This is a genomic window from Colwellia sp. NW0002-52-1 (genome assembly GCF_057550865.1).
The window spans coordinates 175,853-199,115 of record NZ_BAAJLU010000006.1 but is presented as its reverse complement, the minus strand read 5'-3'; the positions used below and the strand labels follow the sequence as shown (position 1 = coordinate 199,115).

Below are 23,263 nucleotides of genomic sequence, written 5' to 3'. Positions count from 1 at the left end.
ACTTAATAAGGCAGTAAGCTTAGCGGAGGCTGCTGTAATGCCGACATTTGCTCTTTTAGCATCAAAATTTGTTGTTCCCAATATTTCTCAGTATTAAACCAAGGAAAATTATGAGGAAAAGCAGGGTCTTGCCAACGTTTGCATAGCCAAGCCATATAATTAACTACTCGCATAGTACGCAATGATTCAATTAAAGGCAATTGATTGGTCTCAAAGCTATGAAATTCATCGTAACCTGACAATATAGTATCTAGCTGCAGTAACTGTTGTTGACGGTCACCACTGAGCATCATCCATATATCTTGTACTGCTGGCCCTGTTCTGCAGTCATCAAGATCAACAAAGTGAGGGCCTTTATCTGTCCATAGAATGTTACCCGCATGACAATCACCATGAAGGCGAATTTCTGATGTAGGTTGATATTGCTGGCTCGCAAGCTTGATTACTTGCTCTAAAATAGTAAAGAACGGCAATGTTAGGCTAGGCGAAACAAAATTAGACTTTTCGATGATCAATTGCGCCTGCTGTAACATTTCTTCACTGTTAAATGCAGGTCGTTCAGTGAAATTATTTTTCGCGGCAACAGCATGAATACGTCCGAGAAAACGCCCCATCCATTCTAATTGGTCTAAGTTATCAACCTCAAAAATTCGGCCACCACGACACGGAAATATTGCAAAGTGATAGCCTTCATATGAAAACAAAGACTCACCATTAATTTTCATTGGCGCTACTAGCGGTAATTCATTATCTGCTAGTTCGAAAGAAAACCTATGTTCTTCTCTAATTTGCGCTTCAGTCCAGCGTTGTGGCCGATAAAACTTAGTGACGTACTTTGTTTTATCAATATCGTGAAATTGATAAACACGGTTTTCATAACTATTTAATGCTAATAAACCGCTATCAACAATTAGGCCTGTGCTTTCTAATCCATCAAGAATTAAATCCGGCGATAGCGAGGTAAAATCAAATACTGACATTAGCGCTTATTAAAGAAGCGGCTTTCATGTTCAAGCTTAACCTCATCCGTGTCTGATACTAATTCAACAACAAAACTTATATCTGTCATATAACCCTCTAATTCGTATGGGTCTACTGAAATACTAATAGGTAAAGTAAACACTTTAGCAGCTTTAACAAACACTTCTTGTTCGCCGTGCCATTTAGTATTTTCAATGCCTTTTATTGACAAGCGATAGTGATTATCTGTTTGAGATTTATTCAGTATTTTCAGCGTATATACATTCTCAATATCACCGTTAAAGTTCTCTTTAGCTAACTCGTTTCTATCTCGAATAATGTCTAAAGATACCGGTACTCTGTTAGCCATTTCAATCACCAACAAACTGGTCATTACAATTAAAACAAGCGCATAGCCTATGAGTTTCCCACGTACAAAATGAACCTTTTTACCTTCTAATTCATGTTCGGTCGTGTAGCGTATTAAACCTTTGTCGTAGCGCATACGTTCCATAACATCATCACAGGCATCTACACAGGCACCACAGTTAATGCACTCATATTGCAATCCGTTTCGAATATCAATACCTGTAGGGCAAACCTGAACACATAAATTACAATCGATACAATCGCCTAAACCAACATCTTTTGGTACATCTTTTCGACTACGTGGTCCGCGATTTTCGCCTCGCTTTGCATCATATGAAACCGTTAAAGTATCTTTATCAAACATAGCTGATTGAAAACGTGCATACGGACACATATGTAAACACATAATTTCACGCATCCAACCAGCATTACCATAAGTACAAAAGGCAAAAAACCATACAGTTGCCGCTAAGGCAAACGAGGCGTTAAAGGTGAAGAAATCAACGAATACTTCACGCATTGGCACAAAGTAACCGGCAAAAGTTAAAGCCGTTAAAATAGAGAAAAAGCCCCAACAGAAGTGTTTAAGTGCTTTTCGCCAAAATTTATTTGCATTCATTGCTTGGCTATCAAGCTTTTTTCGCTGGTTGGCAGTACCTTCTATTTTTTCTTCAAACCAAATGAAAATAAAAGTCCATACCGTTTGAGGGCAAAGGTAACCGCACCATACACGGCCCAAAAAGGTTGTCACAAAAAATAGTAGGAATGCGCTAAGAATAAATATCCATGCCAGCAAGGTTAAATCTTGCGGCCAAAGCGTAACGCTCCACAAAGTAAAGCGCTGCTCACTTATATCAAATAAAATGGCTTGATGACCGTTATATTGTAACCAAGGTAAAACGGCAAATAATGCTAAAAAGAAAAAATTCATCTTCTTGCGAAGTTGTTGAAATACGCCTTTTACTTTTCGAACATAGATTTGATCTCGAGGCGCATATGACTCACTTTTAACCGGCTGATGAATTTGAACATTTTTAATTGGAATTTGCTGACTAGCTTGAATGTTTTTATCTTTAGAGTTCAAAACGGTTCCTTTGTAACATTAAGGCTATTTGATTATAACGGATCAGTTAGCATTTCTTATCAAAAAATTAGCAATAAATTGTAAAGAATTGCTTTGTCGGTATAAAATTGAGTACTCTAGCGCTATTCTTATGGCATTTCGTCTAAAAAATCGATAATACTGTGTGTAGTAGCTTCAATAACATCATCTAACAACATGTTATTTGTACGCGCACATGATTATAAGGCAAGGTATGAAAAAATTATTGATCTTGATCGTCGCAGCTGCATTATATTTTCATTATTACCCTAATGAAGAGCTAAATAGCTGGTTATTTAAACAAAAACAAACAGTGCTCAGTTATTTTTCAGATGCAACTGACACAAAAGTTCGTCTAAAATCAGATAAAATTTATCAAGATTTAGCAAAGGATTTTGGCCAATTTAACAGCCAAGAAAAAGCATTTGTTACGGAAATAACCAGTAGCCGTGAAAAAGTAAAAAACTTTAACGAGCAACATTGTAAAACTAAAATGCAAACACCAAAGTTACATCGCGATAATTTTACTAAGGTTTGCTTTACCATTAGTAAATACAGTAATTTATTATAAAAATTAATAGTATGACGATTTGCCTGCTTGCTAATCGTCATACTTTTTTTAATGTTTGCGTTAAGTTCGAATAAAACCACCTAGACTGCACAACTTAGTAATACATCTAAGCGGATAACTAACCAGAAAACTAAGCAGCAAACGAAACAACTAACTAGGCCGATAACTTCGCCAATACCTTTGCAAACCGCTCTGCACTTTCTTGCCCAAGAACATGTTCGGTTTCGCGTATAACCCACTGTCCATTTACCATAACGTCAAGTATCGGGTTGCGTTGACTTGCAAATATTATACTATCGAGTAAATGCTTATCATCGTGGGCAAATAAGCGTAATAGGCTATCATCTAACACTAATAAATCTGCTTGTTTATTTATCGCTAATGCTCCCGTATTGCTATTGGTACTTTGCGCACCTCCGGCAGCAGCTTTTTGCCATAAGTTTAGTCCAACCGACTTCTGCTCGTTATTAGCTAACAATGCGCGCTTTTGTTTACTAAGTCGCTGTGCATATTCAAGCCAACGTAACTCTTCAATAGGATTAACTGAAATATGACTATCAGAACCAATAGCGAAAGTGCCATTTTCTAGCAAAAATTCATCCGTAGGAAATATGCCATCCCCTAAATTAGCTTCCGTGGTTGGGCAAATACCTGCAATAGCTTTACTGGCAATTATACCTTGGCGCTCTTGTTCATCGATATGCGTTGCATGAATTAAACACCAGTTTTTGTCTAATTCAGCATTATTAAGTAACCACTGTACAGGCCTTTGGCCATAATGCGTTAAGCAGTCTTCAACTTCTTTTTGCTGCTCTGCAATGTGGATATGAATAGGTGCTTGTGCATCGAGCATGCGAACATGCTCAACGGCCGCGAGCAATGAGCTTTTGTCTACTGCACGCAAAGAGTGCGGTGCAATGCCGACATTACAGTTGTCTTGTATTTTTGCGAGATTAAAACATTCGCTAACTAAATCGTTAAACTGCTCAACACTATTAATAAAGCGTTTTTGGCCATCAGTAGCAACCTCAGGACCAAAACCGCTAAAGCGATACAACACTGGTAGTAATGTTAAACCTATACCTGACTCTTTGGCAGCATCAAAAATAGCTTTCGCCATAGCGGCTAGGTTTTCATGGTTTTTACCATCAATTTCATGATGAAGGTAATGAAACTCAGCAACTCGGGTATAACCCATTTTCAGCATTTCAATATAAAGCTGACTCGCAATAACCTGCACATCTTTCGCGTTTAATTGCCCCAGAAATTTATACATAATATTGCGCCAAGTCCAAAAGCTGTCATTGCCTTCGCTTCCTTGCTCACTAAATCCTGCAAAAGCCCGTTGAAAAGCATGAGAGTGACAGTTGACCATACCCGGAATAACAACGCCTTTTGCCCGTTCAGCGCCAGCGGCATAGCCAGAGGTAATATCAGTAATAATGCCTTGTTCAATTGTTAAGGTTTTATCATTTGCCCAACCATCAGCTAACAATATTTTTTTGACAAACAGTTTCATTATTTCACCTATTAATCTGTAACAGTTTTGTTTGGCTGTGCTGTTTGGGCAAAAGCAATCATTGCCTTCACTAAGGTCTCAAGCTTAGGTTGTACTTGCTGCGCCAATTTTTCATCGTAAGTCATCGCTTGTTCATTCATATAAGTAAATTGTGACAGCTCTAATTGAAGCGCATGAAAGCCGCTATCAGGTTTACCGAACGCTCGCGTGATATAACCGCCTTTAAATCGGCCATTGCATACCATGCTATAAGGCGCGTAATCTAAGTTAGCTATCGTTGAAATTAATTCAGCAGCACAACTTTTACCGTCAGCATTACCAAAATTAAAGTCAGGTAATTGGCCCTGAAAAAACCTCGGTACATGTGAAAGAATTGAATGAGCTTCAAGTAACAACGCTTGGCCAAACTCAGCTTTGATTTCCTGCATTGTTGTCGCTAAAGCTTGATGATACGGTTGCCAATAGCACTTTACACGTTCCTTTATTTGCGCCGGAGTAGGCTCACAACCCGCTTGATATAAAGGAGATAAATCAAAAGCTGTCGTTGGACAAAGTTCAGTATTATTAGCGCCGGGATATAAATCAACGCCTTCAGGATCACGGTTTAGGTCAACAACGTAACGACTAAACTTAGGAATTAATATGTACGCACCCAATTCTTTAGCAAACGCGTATAAACGATCCATATACCAGTCAGTATCGGCTACTTCACGCCCTTTATCTGTCATCACCTTAGCAATAGCATCTGGTATGGCTTCACCGTTGTGCGGCATACTAATAAGTAAAGGTACAGAGCCTTTAATTAACGTGTAGCTGTTCGACATATAATCCCTCTTAATTTAAATTGTATATACAACTTGTTGGGTATAATTTACCACTTCATAAGCAAAACTGGAAACCATTTCGGCCTTTAAAGGTAAATTCATCTTGGTAATATTTGCCATTAGCATTAATACTGAAGCTGCGTTCAAAACAGAATAATTAATATTAAATATAATTTGCATACATAAAATCGTGTACAACTGAGCTCTAATCGCTTTTATTGATTATTAAGTGCAATATTAATCACTTTATTAATAAGGAGCCATGTTCGATAATAAATGCATGTCGAACAACACTACTATTTTATAAACTATAAACGGAGCCATTATGTTAGAAAATAAAGAGCAACAGAAAGTCCCTAATGTTACATTCACATTAAGAGAGAATGACGAGTGGACAACACGTACTAGTGATGAAATTTTTAACAATAAAACTGTAGTGGTTTTTTCATTGCCTGGTGCTTTTACCCCTACCTGTTCATCTTCACATTTACCTCGATACAACGAATTAGCGCCAACACTATTTAAAAATGGTGTCGATGAAATTATTTGTATGTCTGTTAACGACACCTTCGTTATGAATGCATGGGCTGAAGCTCAAGATGCTGATAACATTAGCTTTATACCAGACGGTAATGGGCAATTTACTGATGCTATGGGCATGCTTGTAGATAAAGCGGATATTGGCTTTGGTAAGCGTAGCTGGCGTTATGCCATGCTAGTTAAAAATGGCGTTATTGAGAAAATGTTCATCGAACCTGACTTACCAGGCGATCCGTTTGAAGTTTCAGACGCTGACACTATGTTAAAGCATATTAATCCTGCGGCATGTCAAGTATCTGCGATTACCGTATTTAGTAAACCAACTTGTCCATACTGTAAAAAAGCAAAAGCATTGTTAACTGAAAAAGGCTTAACATTTGAAGAGTTAGAAGTAGGTAAAGATGTTAATTTAACCATGTTTAAAGCCATAACTAATTCTGATACTGTTCCACAAGTATTTATTGACGGTAAAAACATTGGTGGTAGCGAAGCATTAGAAGCTCACTTTAGTTAATAATTGTGGCAAATGAACATCGTTTTTTTAAACACTGTTTAGCTGAAATATTGTTTAATTAAAATATTATGAAAACGGCGCATTGCGTCGTTTTTTTGTTTTTGCCTTTTAACTATTGAGCCACGCCATGGTAAAGTAGTGTACAAACTCGCTAAGGCCAAAAATATGGATCACCAACCCTATAACCCTTTACATGGGTTAACGTTAAAAACCATTGTCACACAATTAGTTGAACACTTTGGTTTTACATATCTAGGCAAAGAAATAAAAATTCGTTGTTTTACTGACGATCCCAGCATTAACTCCAGCTTAAAGTTTCTTAGAAAAACCCCTTGGGCAAGAGAAAAAGTTGAGGCACTTTATATTCAGCATAAAAGTAAACTCAGCGATGAAAACGAGCCTGCCTAAATCAACCTGAACTCTGGATAAGCAGCACTTGCTCAATGCTCCCTTTTAACCCATTATCTACGTTAAAACGCCAATAAATAGCGCGCTATTCATAAATGTTTTGCCTTGGAAATGGGTTAAAATGAAGCATTGATGGTGTTTATTCGTAATGTTCACCTTGCTATAGCATTTACTTTACCACCTAATCTTTCGATTCAATTGAGTATCAAGCACTCATTATCCAGAGTTCAGGTTAAATTAGCATTAACATATAGCTCAAAAGTATTTATCAATGAGTCAGTAAAATGTAAAACTGCATACATATAACCATAGAATTTTTTCAATATGACAAACACTCACCACTACATTTTAACTTGGCAATGCCCAGATAGATCTGGCGTACTGGCAAAAGTTAGCCAAAGCTTATTCGAACATGGCGCTTTTATTACTGAAACGAGTCAATACAGTGACCCTTATACCGATACATTTTTTTCACGCATTGCTTTTGATGATCGGGAGCTAACGGTAAGTTTTGAAGAGTTTAGCCAAGCCATTGAACTCTTAGCAAAACCACTAAACATGAATTATCAACTGCGCAAAAAAGAAAACTTTCCAAATGTAGTTATTGCAGTTTCAAAAGACGATCATTGTTTAGTGTCGTTATTAACCAAATGGAAAGCCGGCGTATTACCAGTAAATATTGTAGCGATAACCTCAAACCATCAAGACTGCCAGGCGCTAGCACAATGGCACAATGTACCTTTTCATTACTTACCGGTTAATAAAGAAAATAAAGCGCAGCAAGAGCAAGCGTTATTAGACATTTATCAACAATATAATGGTAATTTATTAATACTCGCTCGTTACATGCAAATATTATCCGATGAACTTTGTAATAAGTTACGCGGCCAAGCCATTAATATTCATCATTCATTTCTACCTAGCTTTAAAGGTGCAAAACCTTATCATCAAGCACATAAACGCGGCGTTAAAATCATTGGTGCTACCGCACATTATGTTACCGCTGACCTTGATGAAGGGCCGATTATTGTACAAGAAGTAAAGCCGATTAATCATGCTTTTACTATTGAGCAAATGGTGCATTCAGGGCACGACTTAGAAGCTACGGCACTATGCCATGCGGTAAAAATGCATGCCGAACAACGTATTTGTATCAATAAAGACAAAACCGTTATTTTAAACTAGCTTAAAAAAATAAGAATATTAAATAGTCGCCGCTAACGCTTATTTTCAGGCTGTTTTATTGAAATAACTCTGCTACATTGGAGCACAAATATCTAGTCAACATTTGTGCGCCAATATGATCCAATATCAAATTTCTCCACTTAACCCAAATAGTCACTTATTTGAGGTCTTACTGTCTTTTAAAAGCACGATAAATCAAAGCTACACCCTAACGCTGCCTGCTTGGTTGCCGGGCAGTTATATGATCCGTGATTTTGCCAAAAACATTACCGAAATTGCTGCCGTTAACAGTGTAGGTGAAGTTATTGAATTGACTAAAACTGACAAACAAACATGGTTATTACAGGCAAGTGATGAACAAGTACAAGTGCGTTATCAAGTATTCGCGTTTGATCTATCAGTACGCACCGCCTATTTAGACAGCCAACGTGGTTTTTTCAACGGTAGTTCAACATTTTTACAAGTTGAAGAATTAAGCGCACAACCTTGTCAGCTTAAGATACAACCCTCAGCCTTAGCTGAGCATAATCAGTGGCGTGTAGCTACAGGGTTACCCCGAGAAAAAGGCACAGAAAAGTATCAGTTCGGTAATTATATTGCTGATAACTACCAACATTTAATTGATTGCCCAGTAGCCATTGGGGAGTTCGATAGCACAGAATTTACCGTAGAAGGTGTGGTTCATCACTTAGTATTTACCAGTAAACATTATGGTGACACACAACAATTAGCCGACGATGTTAGTAAGTTATGTCAGCACCATATTAACTTGTTCGGTGAGGCGCCCTTCAAAGAATATTGGTTCATTACCCATTTACTCGCCAACGGATTTGGTGGTTTAGAGCATAAAAACTCAACGATATTACAAGCGAGCCGCTTCGACTTACCCAATGCGCAAAAATCATCAGAGCGTACTGAAAATTACAAAACATTCTTAAGTTTATGCTCGCATGAATATTTCCATGCTTGGAATGTTTGTCGTATAAAACCAAAAGAATTTATTCCTTACAATTTACAACAAGAAAGCTATACCAAACAGTTATGGGCTTTTGAAGGCATAACCTCTTATTACGATGACTTTTCACTTTATCGTACCGGCATCATTACTTTTGAAGAATACTTAGCTATTTTGGCAAAAGGAGCTACACGCATTAGTCGTGGAGTAGGTGAGTTAAAACAAAGCATCACGGCCTCTAGTTTTGATGCCTGGACCAAGTTTTATCAACAAGGCCCAGACGCCGTAAACAACATAGTCAGTTATTACGTTAAAGGAGCGTTCATCGCTTTGTGGTTAGATTTAACAATTCGTGAAAAATCTAATAACCAATACAGCTTAGATACCTTAATGCGAGAATTATGGATCCATTTTGGTCGGACAAATGTTGGTACAAGCGAAGAAGACTTTATCAATATTGCCAACCTACTTTGTGGCGAAGATATTACAGCGGCATTTAAACACCACTTATATAGCACTGAACGTATTGATCTAACAGCCGAGTTAGCTAAAGTTGGCGTTGAACTACAAAAGCATAAGTTTAAAAAACTAAACAGTGAAGAAACAACTTCTGCTACAAGCTTTCATGCTTATTTAGGCGCACAATATAAAGCACAGCCTTTTGGTTTAACAATTACCCAAGTATTAGAGGAATCACCTGCGGCTAAAGCTGGCATTGCGGTTAACGATGTACTTATTGCCGTTGATCATGTCAAAGTTACCGAACAATCAATACAAGCCATATTTGATCATCAAGCTGAAAATAGTGAACTAAACTGCCACTTTTTTAGAGACGATCAACTTTTAAAATCGACAATAACCATTATCGACTCGCCTTTAGCAGGCATAGCTTTTAACGTTGTCGACGAGAGTTTAGCTAAGCTATGGCAAACGATTATTCCTCAAGGCTAAGCTCTTAATAAGTTATTGTAAACTTAAGCGTACGCAAAAACTGACAACTTCTTGCTGCTAAACTGGAATGAAAATTAGGGCGAATTATCGAGTTATGGTAAAAATTAACTTATCCGATATTCGCTCAACTTATAATTTAAGTGCTAACCCTATGATTAATTTAAAACGCTTTCACCACGTGGCTTATCGCTGTAAAGATGCCAAAGAAACTGTCGACTGGTATCAAAAACATTTAAATATGGAACTGACGGTTGCGATTGCAGAAAATGAAGTACCGTCAACCAAGGCCCCTGATCCTTACATGCATATATTTTTAGATGCAGGCATGGGCAATATACTCGCATTTTTTGAAATTCCAAATTCTCCTGACATGGGTCGCGATGAAAATACACCTACATGGGTACAACATATCGCTCTAGAAGTTGAAGATTTAGACGCTTTAATCTCAGCAAAAAACGATTTAGAGTCAAATGGAATAGATATATTAGGCCCGGTAAATCATGGTGTATTTAAATCAATTTACTTCTTCGACCCAAATGGACATCGTTTAGAATTAGCAGCCAATATTGGTACAAAAGAGCAATATGCTGAACTTAAAAGGGTCGCTCCACTGATGGTAGAAGAATGGTCACAAACTAAAAAAGCACCAACACATGCCGCTTGGTTACATGAGTTAAATGACTAAAATTTAACCAGAACATTGCTACAAGCCTTAATAACGAAGAGCTTCGTAAGTAAGGCTTGCAAACAAATTCCCCTTCAAAGTAAGCTTTTTTGTAAGACATTGACCATAAAATAGAAATTAATAAAAAATAAATTACATATTTTAACAATTTTATTACACTTAAAAACAAAGACTTGCTGAGTTTTAGCTTTTTAGTTAGCCAAAAAACGAAAAAAAGCACTTGATGCTTGTCGAAACTCACGTAAAGTATGGGCAGCTACGTAGATAGCAACTAACAAAATGGATAATCACTGCACGGACAGCAAGTAAGCGTTATTTAACGCAGAACAATATTTACAATATGGATGGTTTACTACTGCTTAGGGAAAGCATTGAATATTTTGTCTATATTAGACATAAAGGATAGCCCAAGAAAGTGTCAGGATGACCGATAAAAATAAAATGAAGTGCTACGATAATAATAAAAAATAATATTAGAAATTATTAAACTCACAGGGACTGTAACAAAAGGCTAGGACAGCCACTTAAGAATCGGGATTTATATGTTGGCAATTGCCGCATTTTCTCAAAAAGCGACGTTATTTACGTCGCTTTTTTTCTTTCTATCGCTGTTTAGTGCGGAATGTCGTAAAATAAACCTAATTGTTCATTATTTTAAGTTATTACTATGTCTCGTACGAAAAAATCACGCAAACCGGGCACAGGTTCTATTGGCATCCTAAAAGATGACAAAAAAAAATTAGTCGAACCAAAACCGCGTAGAGCAAAAAAATCTAATGGTAACGAAGCGGGCAACCGTCAAAAAGAAGCCACGAAAAAAGTTACTCAAAGTCAAACTTCTGCTAAGCATAAAGATCCTCGTATTGGCAATAAAACGCCTATCGACTTAGGTAAGCCGAATAGTGCGCCAATAAAAACCAAACCAGCGAAGAAAGTGCAAGATAACTCACCTATCGCAGGCATTCGCGCAGTTGAAACAGGCGAGTCATTAGCAGATCAATTAAGTCGCATTGAGCAAGATCCAAGATTGCTTGAGATTCTTGAAAAACAAGATGATGACATAGCTTTATCATCAGAAGAAATTGACTACTATAATACCCTAATGGAACAACACGAAAAAATCAGTGATGCTTTAGGCATAGATGATGAAGATGACATTGTAGAACAGCCTAAAAAATCAGACTCAGAAGATGATCTATGGGACAAATTTAATAATAGTGATTTAACCAAATTTGAATAGGTAACATCAATGCTATCAAATCCATGGGTTTACCTTGCATTATTGGCTTTTGTTATTATTGCAGTATTAGCCGCCATAGCCGTAAAACTATTGCGCCAGTTAAAACAGCAAACACTGGCACAAAAGCAAAAAGAAATAGCTCAGCAACAAGCTTTGCAACAGCATGACAAAAAAATAATAGCTAGCGTTATTATTATTGTTCGCGCGATGAAAGAAGAGCAATGCGATATCGCAGAAGGCTGTTGGCGCTTAAGCGTTTTACTTGATTCATTAAAATTAAGCCAAGACTTAAATGTGCAGTTTCCAGCAATATTTACATTTTATGAAGCTATAAAGCATATGCCAATTTTAGCCGCGCGTAAAAAGCTTGATAAAAAAACACGCATGAAACTAGATTTTGAGCGCATGAAACTCGAAGCTGAAATGGCAGATGCTATTCGACAAGATATAGCGCTATTACATCAATACGCCAATGAACGAAATAGTATGCTAAGTGAAACAAAAGCGACCATTTAAATAGCAATATTTACTTAAAGCACCTGTTAGTTACTATAGTATAAAAAGCTCAAAATTTAAGTTTGAACGTACTACAATAAGCTATTCATATATTTACACTATGAGTAGCTTTTTTTCTCAAAAAAGCATGCACTATTGCGCTCGATCAATGTTTGAGAAACGAGTTTATTTATAATATCGAAAAATAGATAAACTGGCCCTCTTATGCAAACCCATAACTTTTTCGATAATGCCTTACTAAAAAAATATAACACCAGTGGGCCGCGTTATACCTCGTACCCAACCGCGTTAGAATTTACTGAACAATTCAAATATAGTGATTTAGTTTCAACCATTGAAGCATCCCCAAATCAAGCGTTATCCTTGTATGTTCATATTCCTTTTTGTCATAGCCTTTGCTATTACTGCGGGTGCAATAAAGTCGTTACTCGCCACAGAGATAAAGCTGACACCTATCTAGCATTTCTTGCAAAAGAAATTATCGCAAAAGCACCTTTATTTAAAAACTATACCGTAAAACAACTACATTGGGGTGGAGGTACGCCTAGTTTCTTAAATCACGAACAAATAACCAAATTAGTTGTGTTATTAAAAGAGCAATTTACCTTCTCTGAGCAAGTAGAGATGAGTATTGAAATAGACCCACGTGAAATAGAAATGAACTTAGCCGAACATTTATATAGTTTAGGGTTTAATCGCTTAAGCATTGGTGTACAAGACATCGATGAAAAAGTGCAGCAAACCATTAATAGAGTGCAATCAACCGAATTTATAGAGAAATTTATTGCTCATGCCAAGCACGTTGGCTTCAAGTCGATTAATATTGATTTGATCTATGGTTTACCACATCAAAATATAGCAACATTCACCCGTACACTGAACAAAGCGCATGAGATGGCCGTTGATCGCATTTCACTCTTTAGTTATGCCCATATGCCTTCTCGGTTTGCTGCTCAACGTAAACTTAAAGATGAATGGCTACCAAACATAGATGAGAAGTTTGCGTTAATGAAACTTGCCATAGAAAAGCTTTGTGACTTTGGCTACGACTTTATCGGAATGGATCACTTCGCCAAGCCGGAAGATGAGTTAGCTATCGCTCAAAAAGAAGGGAATTTACACAGAAATTTTCAAGGCTACACCACCAAAGGCGGTGGCGACTTGCTCGGTTTAGGTGTGTCAGCAATAAGCGCTATTGGAAGTAGCTTAAGCCAAAACACCAAAGAACTACCGAACTATTATAAAGCGATTGATGCAAACGCGCATACTCATGAAAAAGGGCTAAAACTCACTCAAGATGACATTATTCGAGGCGAAGTTATTCGTGAATTAATGTGTAATATGTCTATCAACAAAAATAAAATTAATGAAAAGTATTCAATTGATTTTGACCAATACTTCGCTAAAGATCTACCTCTGCTTAAGCCTTTTATTGATGACGGCTTGCTCAGCAATACACAAAATAACATTCGTGTAGATCAAAAAGCTCGATTATTAATACGAAACATTTGCATGAGCTTTGATGCCAACCTAAAGCAAAAAATAAATCAGCAACGCTTTTCTCGGGTGATATAACTTAATCTTCTAGTTGGCCTAAAACAAACCGACAATCGGCGCTGAAAAACACCAACTCAGTGCCCTGTTTTTTTTTATCTTCTTTGGCTAAATCTACCCACTGATAATAAACATTACGATGTACCTTAGCCTTTAAATTTCGCCTAACCGTAACGTATAAAGCACCATCTTCTGCAATATCTAAAGGGTGTTCTGCATTTAATATAAAGCTATCGTCTAAATTAGTAGTGACTTGCATACGGGTTTGTTCTTCATCGAGCCATTGCCATTGCGTTAAAATAAATGGTGCATCAACAACCTTTATACCTATTTTTTCAACCGGCGTTACCAAAAAATATTTTTCATCTTCTTTTTTTAATACCGACGCAAATAACTTAACCAAAGACAAACGCTTAAAAACGCTACCATTATAAAACCAACTACCGTCCGACTTTATTTCTAGGTCTATATCACCACAAAAAGGCGGATCCCATAACTCAACAGGTGGCATTTTCTTAACATTACCCTGCTGAGCGTTTGAAATTTGTGTTGAAATTTTTTCTAATGACATAATGGCTATCTTTTTAAATGGCTATACCTCATATTAGCAAGTTACAGATAAAAGTTGAAATAACTGAATAACGGGTCGCCGAGTAAAAATATTTCAATACTCGACAAAAACTCAAAAAAAATGCTTTAAATGCAATATTTCACTTGTCATATCACTATAAAATGCAATACAATCCTCGCGCCTTATCACTGGGCACTTCAAGTAATATCAGTGGTGGCTATAGCTCAGTTGGTAGAGCCCCGGATTGTGATTCCGGTTGTCGAGGGTTCAAGTCCCTTTAGCCACCCCATTCTTCTCTTTTTAAATAAAATCCTTTAAGCAATTTAATACTATAATCATAAAAATTTTATGATGACTCTTTTGCGTACCCCAAATACTTAAAGCCAATTAAGCTTGTTATCTATATAGCTTCAATAACACTTGGCACTACACTGCTTTAACTCTACTCAGATCTTTTTACAAATATAGAAAAGTTACTTATGAGTTTCTCCCCCGCAATTAAAATTTATAATTTTAAGCTAAAAACTCACCCTAAGCGCCTACACAATTATTAACAATAAATTAAAACTGATTACTTATTTCTCTACATTATCAAACAAATGTTTTTAACCTATTCTTAATACATCGCAATGACTCGCAGTATTAATAAGTGCGTATATTAAAAATATAAAGTTTGATTGCCACTATGGCTCGAACACTTAAATAGTAGGGGAATAGAAAATGAAATATGCAGGTTTTAAAACATTTAATGCCATATCTGAAGGTGGAAAATTAACGGTAACATTCGATTTTGGCCCAGTTAACGTTCAAGGCCAGGAAATGCTAGAAGACCTGAATAGTCTTGCCATGAGATTAGAGCGTGATAGAAAAACAAAGGTTGTTGTATTTCAATCAGCCAATCCTGAAATTTGGGTCTGCCATTACGACACCGAATTATTAAAAGATATGTCTACTGAAGCTGTGGCCCGCGATGATGTAAAACTACTTGATTTGCAAACGGTATGTGAACGAATCAGTAAAGTACCTCAAGCAACCATAGCTAAACTTGAAGGCTTTGCCCGTGGCGGTGGTCATGAATTGGCACTGGCATTAGATATGCGCTTTGCCGCTCGTGGTAAATTTAAGTTCATGCAAATGGAAGTTGGTATGGGGATTCTTCCTTGTGGAGGTGGTGCTTCACGTATGGCACGTCAAACTGGCTTAGGCAGAGCCCTTGAAATTATTTTAAGTGCTCGTGATTTTACTGCCGATGAAGCTGAAGCATACGGCACTATCAATAAAGCATTAGCGCCAGATGAAATTGGTGAATACGTTGATAACCTTGCCAATCGCATTGCGCAATTCCCGGCTGAATCTATTAATGCTTGTAAACAGGCTGTATATGAGTCAATTGATAAGCCGATTGAAGAAGCGCTTAAAGCTGAGGCTTATTGGTTATACCAAGCAACGAGTAAAACCCCTGCCATTAAACGCTTTGCCGCTGCTGATGAACAAGGTTTAGAACATGACATAGAAAACCAACGAAACTGGCCTGAGCTTGTCATGAAAGTTCAAGAAATTAACTAACGATTATGTAATTTCATATTCAGCTCTTTTCTTATTTTTTCGTTCATGGTTATCGAATTTAATATTGATAGGGCTGATTTTTAAACTGACAAATATAGGTATAAGGTGAAACAAATGAAAAAAACAATTTTAATTACGGGCTCAACTGATGGTATTGGTTTAACCACAGCTAAATCGCTGCTTAAATTAGGGCATATTGTTCTACTGCACGGGCGAAGTGAAGAAAAGTTATCAAAAGTGAAACAACAGCTGCTTACACTTGCTAGTTCAGAGCAAATTTTTACCTATAAAGCTGATCTATCTATCATTGCAGAAGTTAAAACCTTAGCTGCGGAAATAGCATATAATCACCAAAAACTAGATGCTGTTATTAATAATGCCGGGGTATTAATTGTTCCAGAAACAATTTCTTCAGACGGGCTTGATGTACGCTTTATGGTTAATACCATTGCGCCTTATTTATTGACCCAACAACTACTACCTTTGCTAGGCGAGCAAAGCCGTGTAATCAACTTGTCTTCAGCGGCACAAGCATCTGTTTTACCTGAAGAGCTAACAAAACCAAGTCCACTTTCAGACAACGCAGTTTACGCTAAGAGCAAGTTAGCGTTAACCATGTGGTCTCGACATATGGCATTGCAACTTGGTGATAATGGACCAAGTATCATTGCTATAAATCCTAAGTCTTTCTTGGGTAGCAAAATGGTAGAACAAGCTTATGGCGTAGCCGGTGGTGACTTACAAATAGGTGCTGACATTCTAGTGAAAGCGGCTTTATCTGATGAGTTTGCTGATAAGTCAGGTTTATATTTTGACAATGATATTAGACAATTCACTGCGCCACACCCAGATGCAACCAACACGAAAAAAATTGCCCAAATTGCTGAAGTTATTGAGCATATTATTCACTAAGCGATAAAAATTCGATCTTATTATTTAACAGGGATTAAATTGCATGAAGAAGATACTCATTAACTTTGCGCATCCAGCAAAGTCACATTCAAATATCAATAAAGCGTTAAGAAAGGCTGTAGAAACATTAGATAACGTAACAGTAAATGACCTTTATGCAAATTACCCTGACTTTATGATTGATATTAAGCGCGAACAAGCTTTATGTGAAGCACATGACATTATCATTTTTCAACACCCTTTTTATTGGTATTCAACCCCAGCTATTATCAAAGAGTGGTTTGATTTAGTGCTAGAACACGGCTGGGCCTATGGCTCAGAAGGCAAAGCATTACAAGATAAAATATGCTTTCAAGCGATCACTACTGGCGGTGATGCCTCAACCTACCAAAAAGATGGTTATAACGAGTTTACTTTAGCTGAATTTACAGCACCCTTTGTGGCTACCGCAAAGCTATGTAATATGATTTGGTTGCCCCCATTCGCCGTATCTGGTGTTCATCAAGGGCTAGAGCAAGAAAAAATTCAGAGTCATGCTGAAAATTACCGACGTACCATCATTGCTTTACGCGACAATTTTTTTGATATTGAGCATGCAAAAAAGCAAGAAACTCTAAATAGCGATATAAATCGTTCGATCGGGAGCGCATAGTATGGAAACGTTTTTACTGCAGTTTTTTATTTTTTTAACGGCCGCGGCTATCTCTGTACCTATTGCTAAAAAATTAGGCTTAGGGTCAGTACTTGGTTACCTTATTGCGGGCATTGTTATTGGGCCCTTTGGCGCAGCTTTAATTCACGATGTTGAAGAAATAATGCACTTTACTGAATTTGGCGTAGTGATGATGCTTTTTTTAGTGGGTTTAGAACTAAAGCCATCGCTGCTATGGCAACTAAAAACACCCATAATTGGTTTTGGCGGTTCACAAGTTGTGATAACAAGCCTTATTATTTCTGCTATTGCTTACTTTTTTCTTCCTTGGCAACAGGCTCTTGCCATTGGCTTGATTTTGTCATTATCGTCTACAGCTATTGTTTTACAAACGCTACAAGAAAAAGGAAAAATGAAAACAGAAGCAGGGCAATCCGTTTTTGCTGTTTTATTATTCCAAGATTTAGCGGTTATTCCAATGCTCGCCATCCTGCCTTTACTCGCAACGCTAGCCGTTTCTGGTACTGGGCATCATGACTCCGTACTTTTCGATATCAGTGTTTTACCTAACTACTTACAAATTTCCATAACCATTGCCGCCATTGTTGCTGTACTTATATTTGGTAAATTTGCCTGTCGACCTATATTTCAAAGCATAGCCAAAACTGGCGTGCGTGAAATATTCGTTGCAGCAGCTTTAGCATTAGTTATAGGTACATCGCTACTTATGATGACCGTGGGTTTATCACCGGCATTAGGGGCATTTTTAGCTGGTGTTGTATTGGCCGACAGTGAATTTAGACATGAGTTAGAGAGTGATATAGAGCCATTTAAAGGCCTGTTATTAGGAATATTTTTTATATCTATTGGCGCTAGTCTTAATTTCTTACTGATTGGAAATAATATTTCTCTAATTTTAGGGCTAACGGCAGGCTTAATTGCAATAAAGTGGCTAGTATTAATTTTAATAGGTTTGGTATTTAAAATCAGCTCAAAAGAGCGATCATTATTTGCAATTGCATTGGCACAAGGTGGCGAGTTTGCTTTTGTTTTATTTCAATTAGCAAAAAGCAGTGGCGTTTTGTCTGTTGAAATTATTGAGCCACTAATATCTGCGGTGGCTATTTCTATGTTTTTAGCGCCTGTCATGTTTGTTGTTCATGAAAAGTTAAGCCAAAAAGCAACATTAGCAAGCGAAGCACAAGAAGATGACACAATTAAAAAAGGGGATCATAAAGTTATTCTTGCTGGCTTTGGTCGTTTAGGCACAGATATAGGTCGATTCCTTTTATCTGCCGGTATCAAGCCTATAATTCTCGATCATAATGCCAGCAATGTTAGCGTGTTAAGAAAGCTTGGTTTTGAAGTGTATTACGGAGATGCAACACGATTAGATTTGTTAGCCTCTGCCGGAGCATCAAGTGCTGAATTACTTATTATTACATTAAGCGATACACATGCTGCTAAACAGTTAGTTGAACTTGCCAACAAACACTACCCGCAGTTAAAAGTTGTTGTTAGTGCCAATGATAGAGAGGCTTCTTTTGACTTTATGGATCTACATATTAGTGAAATTTATCGAGAAACATTTGGTACAGCCTTAAACATGGGGCAAGCGGCGATGAAACAATTAGGTATTGATCCTTATGAAGCACATCGTTTAAAACACATTTTTCAGCAAAAAGATGCTGAAATGGTACCTGAACTATATAAAAAACGTAATGAAGAAGAGGGGTATGTTTCTTTGTATCAAAGCCATCATCAACATTTAGAAGAGTTAATGAGCTTTGATAATTACGATTGTTTGGTTGCCTTAGACAAAGCATGGACAGCTAAAAACCCAGAATTATAGAAAGATTATCAATTCAATAATCTTTTCATAAAGTATGGCGTGTTAAAAAGAAACGCGCCTTACAAATATTAATGAAACTTAGGTATTAAGCATCAGGCTAAATATATGTTGATACTTGTTATCTGAATATTCGTTATAAACATTAACCAGCAACATTAACCAGCAACACTAATTAAATAAGGAATTACTATGTTAGGTGAAGATCATTCTCTAGTGAACGAATTTCCCACTCACAAAGATAAAATTGTAGCACTAACCCAATCAGACACAGCATTTGCCACTCAGGCTAAACGTTATCATTTACTTGATTCTGAAATTAGAAAGTTAGAGCTAAATAATGCACCAATTGATGACGAAGCTTTCCATCAATTAAAGTTTGAACGAGCAGAATTAAAAGATATGTTGTATTTAAAGATAACCAATGCATAAAGGTAAAATTAAGCATGTTGAACTTCTTTCAACATGCTTTAATCAATAATTTTATTTACTTCCTTAATTCCTTAATTCCTTACTTACTTAATACCCAAGGAAATCCCTACTTAGAAAACCACTTTAAATCATTGTTAAATAATATAAAAAACTTAAAGTATTTCTGGCAATTATTTATCTTATCAAAAAATAATTTTATACCTTAGTTTAAAGTCATATTTTTTAAATAAAAAAGCAACACATCATGAATATTATGATGTATTGCTAATATATTAGATTTTAGACCCGCATTATTCATATAGCCTAGAATGGGGCAGTATAGTCTTGTTTTGCTGATGGCACGGTCCAACGCTGTTTTGCATCAACTTTCTGCACTTGGTGATTTTGCAAAGGTATTTGGCCCCGATCACCGTACAACCACAGTACAAAATTAGAACGCTCACCACTGGTTATTGGCAAAGCTGCATGCGCTGCGCTACCGCGATGAATCATTGCGGTACCAGGCTTAAATGATAAGCGGTTTAATTTACCTGTCGCTTTATCGTAAAAGTCGACTTCTGAGCCCGTAAAGGTTTCATCTGGCAAATTTAAGTTAATGTTTAGTGTTGCAGCCGAGGCATCAGTATGAAGACGTAACGATGTATCCATGCCCGCTTGCCACTGAATTGAAAAACCAAACGTTTGCGTGTCATAACCCATAACTTCTGGAAAAAGCATACGCGCAATCGGTCGCATATATGTATTAAGTAATTCGTGATAAAAAGCTTGAAAGCTAGGTGCGCCAAGAAACCCTTCTGAGCGTTTATCAAGCATTGCTCCGCGGCGGTTCAATACTATGCCATAAGGAGGGCGCAACGGAATTTGTGCATCGGCAACCGCATCAAGATATTCGCGTAAATCAGCCAGGCGCTCTGGATCAAAGAACTGGAATTGATAAACATCAGCAGATACTTCTTGTAGTAATGATTTTACAGCCGACTCTTTTGTTGGGTCTTCCCATGCTTGTTCAATAGCATTGCGCAGCTTAGGATCGAGTAATGAAACGTCAGGCTTAATTAAGTTAGCCGTTTCGTTTTCATCCCACTCATGCCATGCATTAAGGAGTAATTGCTGATTATTATCCCAAAACTGTTGCACCGACGGCGCACGTTCAAGCATGGCTTCGCGTGAAGGTAAAGTTAAAGCCCGTGCAAGCTGTAACTGGCTAGGTTGTGTTTGTGTATTATAGGCATCTGTATTTTTCATCTCAATTTCTCCCGATTTTTTACTAGGTAATCACCCTAAAACTTTGAAGAAACGAATTTATTACACATCATAAGCTAAATAAAGAAGCCAAGTGACAATACAGAATTAACATTTTATATATAATAAGATTAAAATATTACGCGATTAACTTTCCCAGTAAGGTGTTTCGCCATAGCATTTAATAAAATAATCAATAAATGCTCTCACTTTCGGCGCTAATAACCTTGAGCTAGGGTAGACCGCCCAAATAGCGGTATCTGACACCAATGGGTAATCTTTTAATACTTGAACAAGCTCTCCTTTTTGTAGCGCTTTATATGCACACCAAATAGAACAAAGCGTTAAGCCAGCACCGCCAACACAAACATCCCTTATTGACTCTCCGTTATCTATTCGAATTGCCCCTTTACTTTTAATCTTCTGTTGACCTTCAGGTGTATCAAAAGTCCAACTGTCAATGCCAATAAGATTAATACATTGGTGATTTAGTAGGTCTTTTGGTGTTTTAGGCTCGCCATATTTTTTAATATAGTCTGGTGACGCACAAATAATGCGATTATCGCGCGCAAGTTTTCGGGCGACTAACGTGGAATCATTTAACGATGCATTGCGAATGGCAATATCAAAGCCACCTTCAACCATATCAACAATACTGTCGCTTTGGCGTAAATCAATTCTCAATTGTGGGTGTGCTTCAGTAAATCCTTTTAAAAATGGCACTATATGCATACGCCCAAATGAAGCAGGCGCTGAAACTCTTATCGTTCCTTGAGGTGTAAAGCTACCTGCCCCAACAGCGGCTTTAGCACTCACTACAGCATTTAAGACTTCTTCGGCGTGAGGTAAGAATTCACGCCCTTCTTCGGTTAAAGAAACTTTTCGAGTGGTGCGGTGTATTAGCTTTACACCGAGCGAGTCTTCTAGTTTGTTGATATGCATACTTGCAACAGGAGGAGACAAGCCCAACTCACTGCCAGCTAAGCTGATGTTATGTGTAGCTGCTATTCGAACAAAAAGTTTCAGATGTTCATTATTCATTAGACAAAACCATTATTAACAAAAAGTAAAAACTGATTAGTCATAAGACTATATTATCAAAAATATATTTTGTAAATATACTTACCTCATCAATCAGAGAGAGGATATAACAATGAAAGCAATGATTATTAATGAGTTCGGCGGTAGTGATGTATTTAAAGCGGCTGAGATAGAAAAGCCAGAAGTTAAAGCGGGCCATGTACTTGTTAAAGTAGCAGCAACAAGTGTTAATACCGTTGATACCATGATCCGACAAATGGGTGCAGACTTAGCGCCTTTATCACCAGCGTTACCGGGTGTTTTAGGTATGGATTTTGCGGGCACTGTAGAAGCGGTTGGCGAAGGTGTGAATAACTTTGCAATAGGCGATGAAGTTTACGGTTGTGCTGGCGGTTTAGCCGATTTACAAGGTGCCTTAGCAGAGTACATGCTTGCCGACGTTAAACTCGTTGCCCACAAGCCTAAAAGTATATCAATGCGCGAAGCAGCAGCAATACCTTTAGTTGGCATTACCGCTTATGAAGGTTTAACTCGTGCTGGTATTAGTGCAGGCCAAAAAGTATTGGTACATGGTGGTGCTGGTGGTGTTGGTCATATTGCACTACAACTTGCACAGTATTTTGGCGCAGAGGTTTATGCAACAGGTGGCGGTGGAACACAATCTATATTGATCGAAAAACTTGGTGCAACAGCAATAAACTATAAAACTGATACTGTAGCCGATTATGTAAACACACATACCCAAGGTGCTGGGTTTGACCTAGTTTATGACTCAATTGGTGGTGCTAATTTACTTAATTCATTTGATGCAGCAGCCCTTAATGGTCAAATCGCCACAACGGTTTCTATGGCGGAAATTGACTTAACACCTGCACACTTTAAAGGCTTGTCTTTGCATGTAGTATTTATGTTAATACCTATGCTACATAACCATAAACGTGAGCAACATGGTGAAATTTTAACTAAACTTGCTGAAATAATTGATGCTGGCAAGCTAACACCCATTGTTGATGAGCCGAACTTTACGTTAGAAGAAATTGGCAAAGCACATGATCGCCTAGCAAGTGGCCAAGCCATGGGTAAAGTTGTCGTTTCAATCTAGCTT

At 37.4% G+C, this 23,263-nt stretch carries 22 protein-coding genes and 1 tRNA gene; 16 read left to right on the top strand and 7 right to left on the bottom strand.

The features are described from left to right. Positions 1-2: 2 nt before the first annotated feature. Together AC27H3_RS08615 and ccoG are read right to left on the bottom strand one after the other, a co-directional pair. Positions 3-980, bottom strand: coding sequence for a serine/threonine protein kinase (locus AC27H3_RS08615; protein WP_487105357.1), 978 nt, complete (start codon positions 978-980; stop codon positions 3-5). After that, positions 980-2,413, bottom strand: a complete 1,434-nt coding sequence (gene ccoG, locus AC27H3_RS08610) for a cytochrome c oxidase accessory protein CcoG (protein ID WP_233131289.1) — start codon at positions 2,411-2,413, stop codon at positions 980-982. The genes AC27H3_RS08615 and ccoG overlap by 1 nt, the downstream gene beginning before the upstream one ends. Positions 2,414-2,645: 232 nt before the next feature. Between ccoG and AC27H3_RS08605 the strand changes: the two genes are divergently transcribed. Further along, the gene (locus tag AC27H3_RS08605) at positions 2,646-3,002 is read left to right on the top strand and encodes a hypothetical protein (RefSeq protein WP_487105355.1); all 357 of its coding nucleotides are present in this window, start codon (positions 2,646-2,648) and stop codon (positions 3,000-3,002) included. 154 nt (positions 3,003-3,156) lie between these two features. Here AC27H3_RS08605 and AC27H3_RS08600 read toward each other — a convergent pair whose 3' ends face one another. Then, complete coding sequence (locus AC27H3_RS08600; RefSeq protein WP_487105353.1) at positions 3,157-4,521, bottom strand: formimidoylglutamate deiminase; 1,365 nt, start codon at positions 4,519-4,521, stop codon at positions 3,157-3,159. A gap of 11 nt (positions 4,522-4,532) precedes the next feature. Next, on the bottom strand, positions 4,533-5,345 hold the full coding sequence (gene hutG, locus AC27H3_RS08595) for an N-formylglutamate deformylase (RefSeq protein ID WP_487105351.1): 813 nt from the start codon (positions 5,343-5,345) through the stop codon (positions 4,533-4,535). Positions 5,346-5,670: 325 nt separating this feature from the next. Here hutG and AC27H3_RS08590 point away from each other — a divergent pair, with 325 nt between their 5' ends. From AC27H3_RS08590 to hemN, 8 genes are all read left to right on the top strand, one after another. Continuing rightward, positions 5,671-6,399, top strand: coding sequence for a glutathione peroxidase (locus AC27H3_RS08590; protein ID WP_487105349.1), 729 nt, complete (start codon positions 5,671-5,673; stop codon positions 6,397-6,399). A gap of 165 nt (positions 6,400-6,564) precedes the next feature. Next, complete coding sequence (locus AC27H3_RS08585; RefSeq protein WP_487105347.1) at positions 6,565-6,807, top strand: VF530 family protein; 243 nt, start codon at positions 6,565-6,567, stop codon at positions 6,805-6,807. 324 nt (positions 6,808-7,131) lie between these two features. Next, positions 7,132-7,992, top strand: coding sequence for a formyltetrahydrofolate deformylase (gene purU / locus AC27H3_RS08580; protein ID WP_487105345.1), 861 nt, complete (start codon positions 7,132-7,134; stop codon positions 7,990-7,992). 115 nt (positions 7,993-8,107) lie between these two features. Further along, on the top strand, positions 8,108-9,898 hold the full coding sequence (locus AC27H3_RS08575; protein ID WP_487105343.1) for a M61 family metallopeptidase: 1,791 nt from the start codon (positions 8,108-8,110) through the stop codon (positions 9,896-9,898). A gap of 151 nt (positions 9,899-10,049) precedes the next feature. Beyond that, positions 10,050-10,583 (top strand): VOC family protein, encoded by a 534-nt coding sequence (locus AC27H3_RS08570; protein ID WP_487105382.1) that lies wholly within the window; start codon positions 10,050-10,052, stop codon positions 10,581-10,583. Between the two features lie 667 nt (positions 10,584-11,250). Further along, positions 11,251-11,823, top strand: a complete 573-nt coding sequence (gene yihI / locus AC27H3_RS08565) for a Der GTPase-activating protein YihI (protein WP_487105341.1) — start codon at positions 11,251-11,253, stop codon at positions 11,821-11,823. A 9-nt stretch (positions 11,824-11,832) separates the two neighbouring features. Then, a complete protein-coding gene (locus tag AC27H3_RS08560) occupies positions 11,833-12,339 on the top strand; it encodes a DUF2489 domain-containing protein (RefSeq protein WP_487105339.1) in 507 nt (168 codons plus the stop codon). Between the two features lie 204 nt (positions 12,340-12,543). Then, entirely contained in the window at positions 12,544-13,914 is a 1,371-nt protein-coding gene (hemN, locus tag AC27H3_RS08555; RefSeq protein ID WP_487105337.1) for an oxygen-independent coproporphyrinogen III oxidase, read from the top strand. A gap of 1 nt (position 13,915) precedes the next feature. Here the strand turns inward: hemN and AC27H3_RS08550 are convergent, their stop codons facing one another. Further along, positions 13,916-14,464 (bottom strand): DUF1285 domain-containing protein, encoded by a 549-nt coding sequence (locus AC27H3_RS08550; protein WP_487105335.1) that lies wholly within the window; start codon positions 14,462-14,464, stop codon positions 13,916-13,918. Positions 14,465-14,677: 213 nt separating this feature from the next. Here AC27H3_RS08550 and AC27H3_RS08545 point away from each other — a divergent pair. The 6 genes from AC27H3_RS08545 (at position 14,678) to AC27H3_RS08520 (ending at position 19,875) form a co-directional block, all read left to right on the top strand. Beyond that, positions 14,678-14,753 (top strand) — tRNA-His (locus tag AC27H3_RS08545). Positions 14,754-15,184: 431 nt separating this feature from the next. Further along, the gene (locus tag AC27H3_RS08540; RefSeq protein ID WP_487105333.1) at positions 15,185-16,030 is read left to right on the top strand and encodes an enoyl-CoA hydratase/isomerase family protein; all 846 of its coding nucleotides are present in this window, start codon (positions 15,185-15,187) and stop codon (positions 16,028-16,030) included. Between the two features lie 114 nt (positions 16,031-16,144). After that, positions 16,145-16,942, top strand: a complete 798-nt coding sequence (locus tag AC27H3_RS08535; RefSeq protein WP_487105331.1) for an SDR family NAD(P)-dependent oxidoreductase — start codon at positions 16,145-16,147, stop codon at positions 16,940-16,942. 43 nt (positions 16,943-16,985) lie between these two features. Continuing rightward, entirely contained in the window at positions 16,986-17,594 is a 609-nt protein-coding gene (locus AC27H3_RS08530) for an NAD(P)H-dependent oxidoreductase (protein WP_487105329.1), read from the top strand. Position 17,595: 1 nt separating this feature from the next. Further along, entirely contained in the window at positions 17,596-19,446 is a 1,851-nt protein-coding gene (locus AC27H3_RS08525; RefSeq protein ID WP_487105328.1) for a monovalent cation:proton antiporter-2 (CPA2) family protein, read from the top strand. 189 nt (positions 19,447-19,635) lie between these two features. Further along, positions 19,636-19,875, top strand: coding sequence for an HP1242/YdcH family protein (locus AC27H3_RS08520; RefSeq protein ID WP_487105326.1), 240 nt, complete (start codon positions 19,636-19,638; stop codon positions 19,873-19,875). Positions 19,876-20,178: 303 nt separating this feature from the next. On the opposite strand, the gene AC27H3_RS08515 is transcribed toward AC27H3_RS08520, so the two are convergent. Beyond that, positions 20,179-21,120, bottom strand: a complete 942-nt coding sequence (locus AC27H3_RS08515) for a 2OG-Fe(II) oxygenase family protein (RefSeq protein WP_487105324.1) — start codon at positions 21,118-21,120, stop codon at positions 20,179-20,181. Between the two features lie 144 nt (positions 21,121-21,264). Next, entirely contained in the window at positions 21,265-22,158 is an 894-nt protein-coding gene (locus tag AC27H3_RS08510; protein ID WP_487105322.1) for a LysR family transcriptional regulator, read from the bottom strand. A gap of 112 nt (positions 22,159-22,270) precedes the next feature. Here AC27H3_RS08510 and AC27H3_RS08505 point away from each other — a divergent pair, with 112 nt between their 5' ends. Then, on the top strand, positions 22,271-23,260 hold the full coding sequence (locus AC27H3_RS08505; protein WP_487105320.1) for a zinc-dependent alcohol dehydrogenase family protein: 990 nt from the start codon (positions 22,271-22,273) through the stop codon (positions 23,258-23,260). Positions 23,261-23,263 lie beyond the last annotated feature (3 nt).

Excerpts from the sequence above, each read along its gene's own strand:
- AC27H3_RS08540 (WP_487105333.1), top strand. The coding sequence starts at position 15,185 with ATGAAATATGCAGGTTTTAAAACATTTAATGCCATATCTGAAGGTGGA.
- AC27H3_RS08550 (WP_487105335.1), bottom strand. The coding sequence starts at position 14,464 with ATGTCATTAGAAAAAATTTCAACACAAATTTCAAACGCTCAGCAGGGT.
- AC27H3_RS08560 (WP_487105339.1), top strand. The coding sequence starts at position 11,833 with ATGCTATCAAATCCATGGGTTTACCTTGCATTATTGGCTTTTGTTATT.
- AC27H3_RS08535 (WP_487105331.1), top strand. The coding sequence starts at position 16,145 with ATGAAAAAAACAATTTTAATTACGGGCTCAACTGATGGTATTGGTTTA.
- purU (WP_487105345.1), top strand. The coding sequence starts at position 7,132 with ATGACAAACACTCACCACTACATTTTAACTTGGCAATGCCCAGATAGA.
- AC27H3_RS08530 (WP_487105329.1), top strand. The coding sequence starts at position 16,986 with ATGAAGAAGATACTCATTAACTTTGCGCATCCAGCAAAGTCACATTCA.
- AC27H3_RS08515 (WP_487105324.1), bottom strand. The coding sequence starts at position 21,120 with ATGAAAAATACAGATGCCTATAATACACAAACACAACCTAGCCAGTTA.
- hemN (WP_487105337.1), top strand. The coding sequence starts at position 12,544 with ATGCAAACCCATAACTTTTTCGATAATGCCTTACTAAAAAAATATAAC.
- AC27H3_RS08525 (WP_487105328.1), top strand. The coding sequence starts at position 17,596 with ATGGAAACGTTTTTACTGCAGTTTTTTATTTTTTTAACGGCCGCGGCT.
- AC27H3_RS08585 (WP_487105347.1), top strand. The coding sequence starts at position 6,565 with ATGGATCACCAACCCTATAACCCTTTACATGGGTTAACGTTAAAAACC.
- AC27H3_RS08575 (WP_487105343.1), top strand. The coding sequence starts at position 8,108 with ATGATCCAATATCAAATTTCTCCACTTAACCCAAATAGTCACTTATTT.
- AC27H3_RS08605 (WP_487105355.1), top strand. The coding sequence starts at position 2,646 with ATGAAAAAATTATTGATCTTGATCGTCGCAGCTGCATTATATTTTCAT.
- AC27H3_RS08505 (WP_487105320.1), top strand. The coding sequence starts at position 22,271 with ATGAAAGCAATGATTATTAATGAGTTCGGCGGTAGTGATGTATTTAAA.
- AC27H3_RS08600 (WP_487105353.1), bottom strand. The coding sequence starts at position 4,521 with ATGAAACTGTTTGTCAAAAAAATATTGTTAGCTGATGGTTGGGCAAAT.
- AC27H3_RS08615 (WP_487105357.1), bottom strand. The coding sequence starts at position 980 with ATGTCAGTATTTGATTTTACCTCGCTATCGCCGGATTTAATTCTTGAT.
- AC27H3_RS08590 (WP_487105349.1), top strand. The coding sequence starts at position 5,671 with ATGTTAGAAAATAAAGAGCAACAGAAAGTCCCTAATGTTACATTCACA.
- AC27H3_RS08510 (WP_487105322.1), bottom strand. The coding sequence starts at position 22,158 with ATGAATAATGAACATCTGAAACTTTTTGTTCGAATAGCAGCTACACAT.
- hutG (WP_487105351.1), bottom strand. The coding sequence starts at position 5,345 with ATGTCGAACAGCTACACGTTAATTAAAGGCTCTGTACCTTTACTTATT.
- AC27H3_RS08570 (WP_487105382.1), top strand. The coding sequence starts at position 10,050 with ATGATTAATTTAAAACGCTTTCACCACGTGGCTTATCGCTGTAAAGAT.
- AC27H3_RS08520 (WP_487105326.1), top strand. The coding sequence starts at position 19,636 with ATGTTAGGTGAAGATCATTCTCTAGTGAACGAATTTCCCACTCACAAA.
- yihI (WP_487105341.1), top strand. The coding sequence starts at position 11,251 with ATGTCTCGTACGAAAAAATCACGCAAACCGGGCACAGGTTCTATTGGC.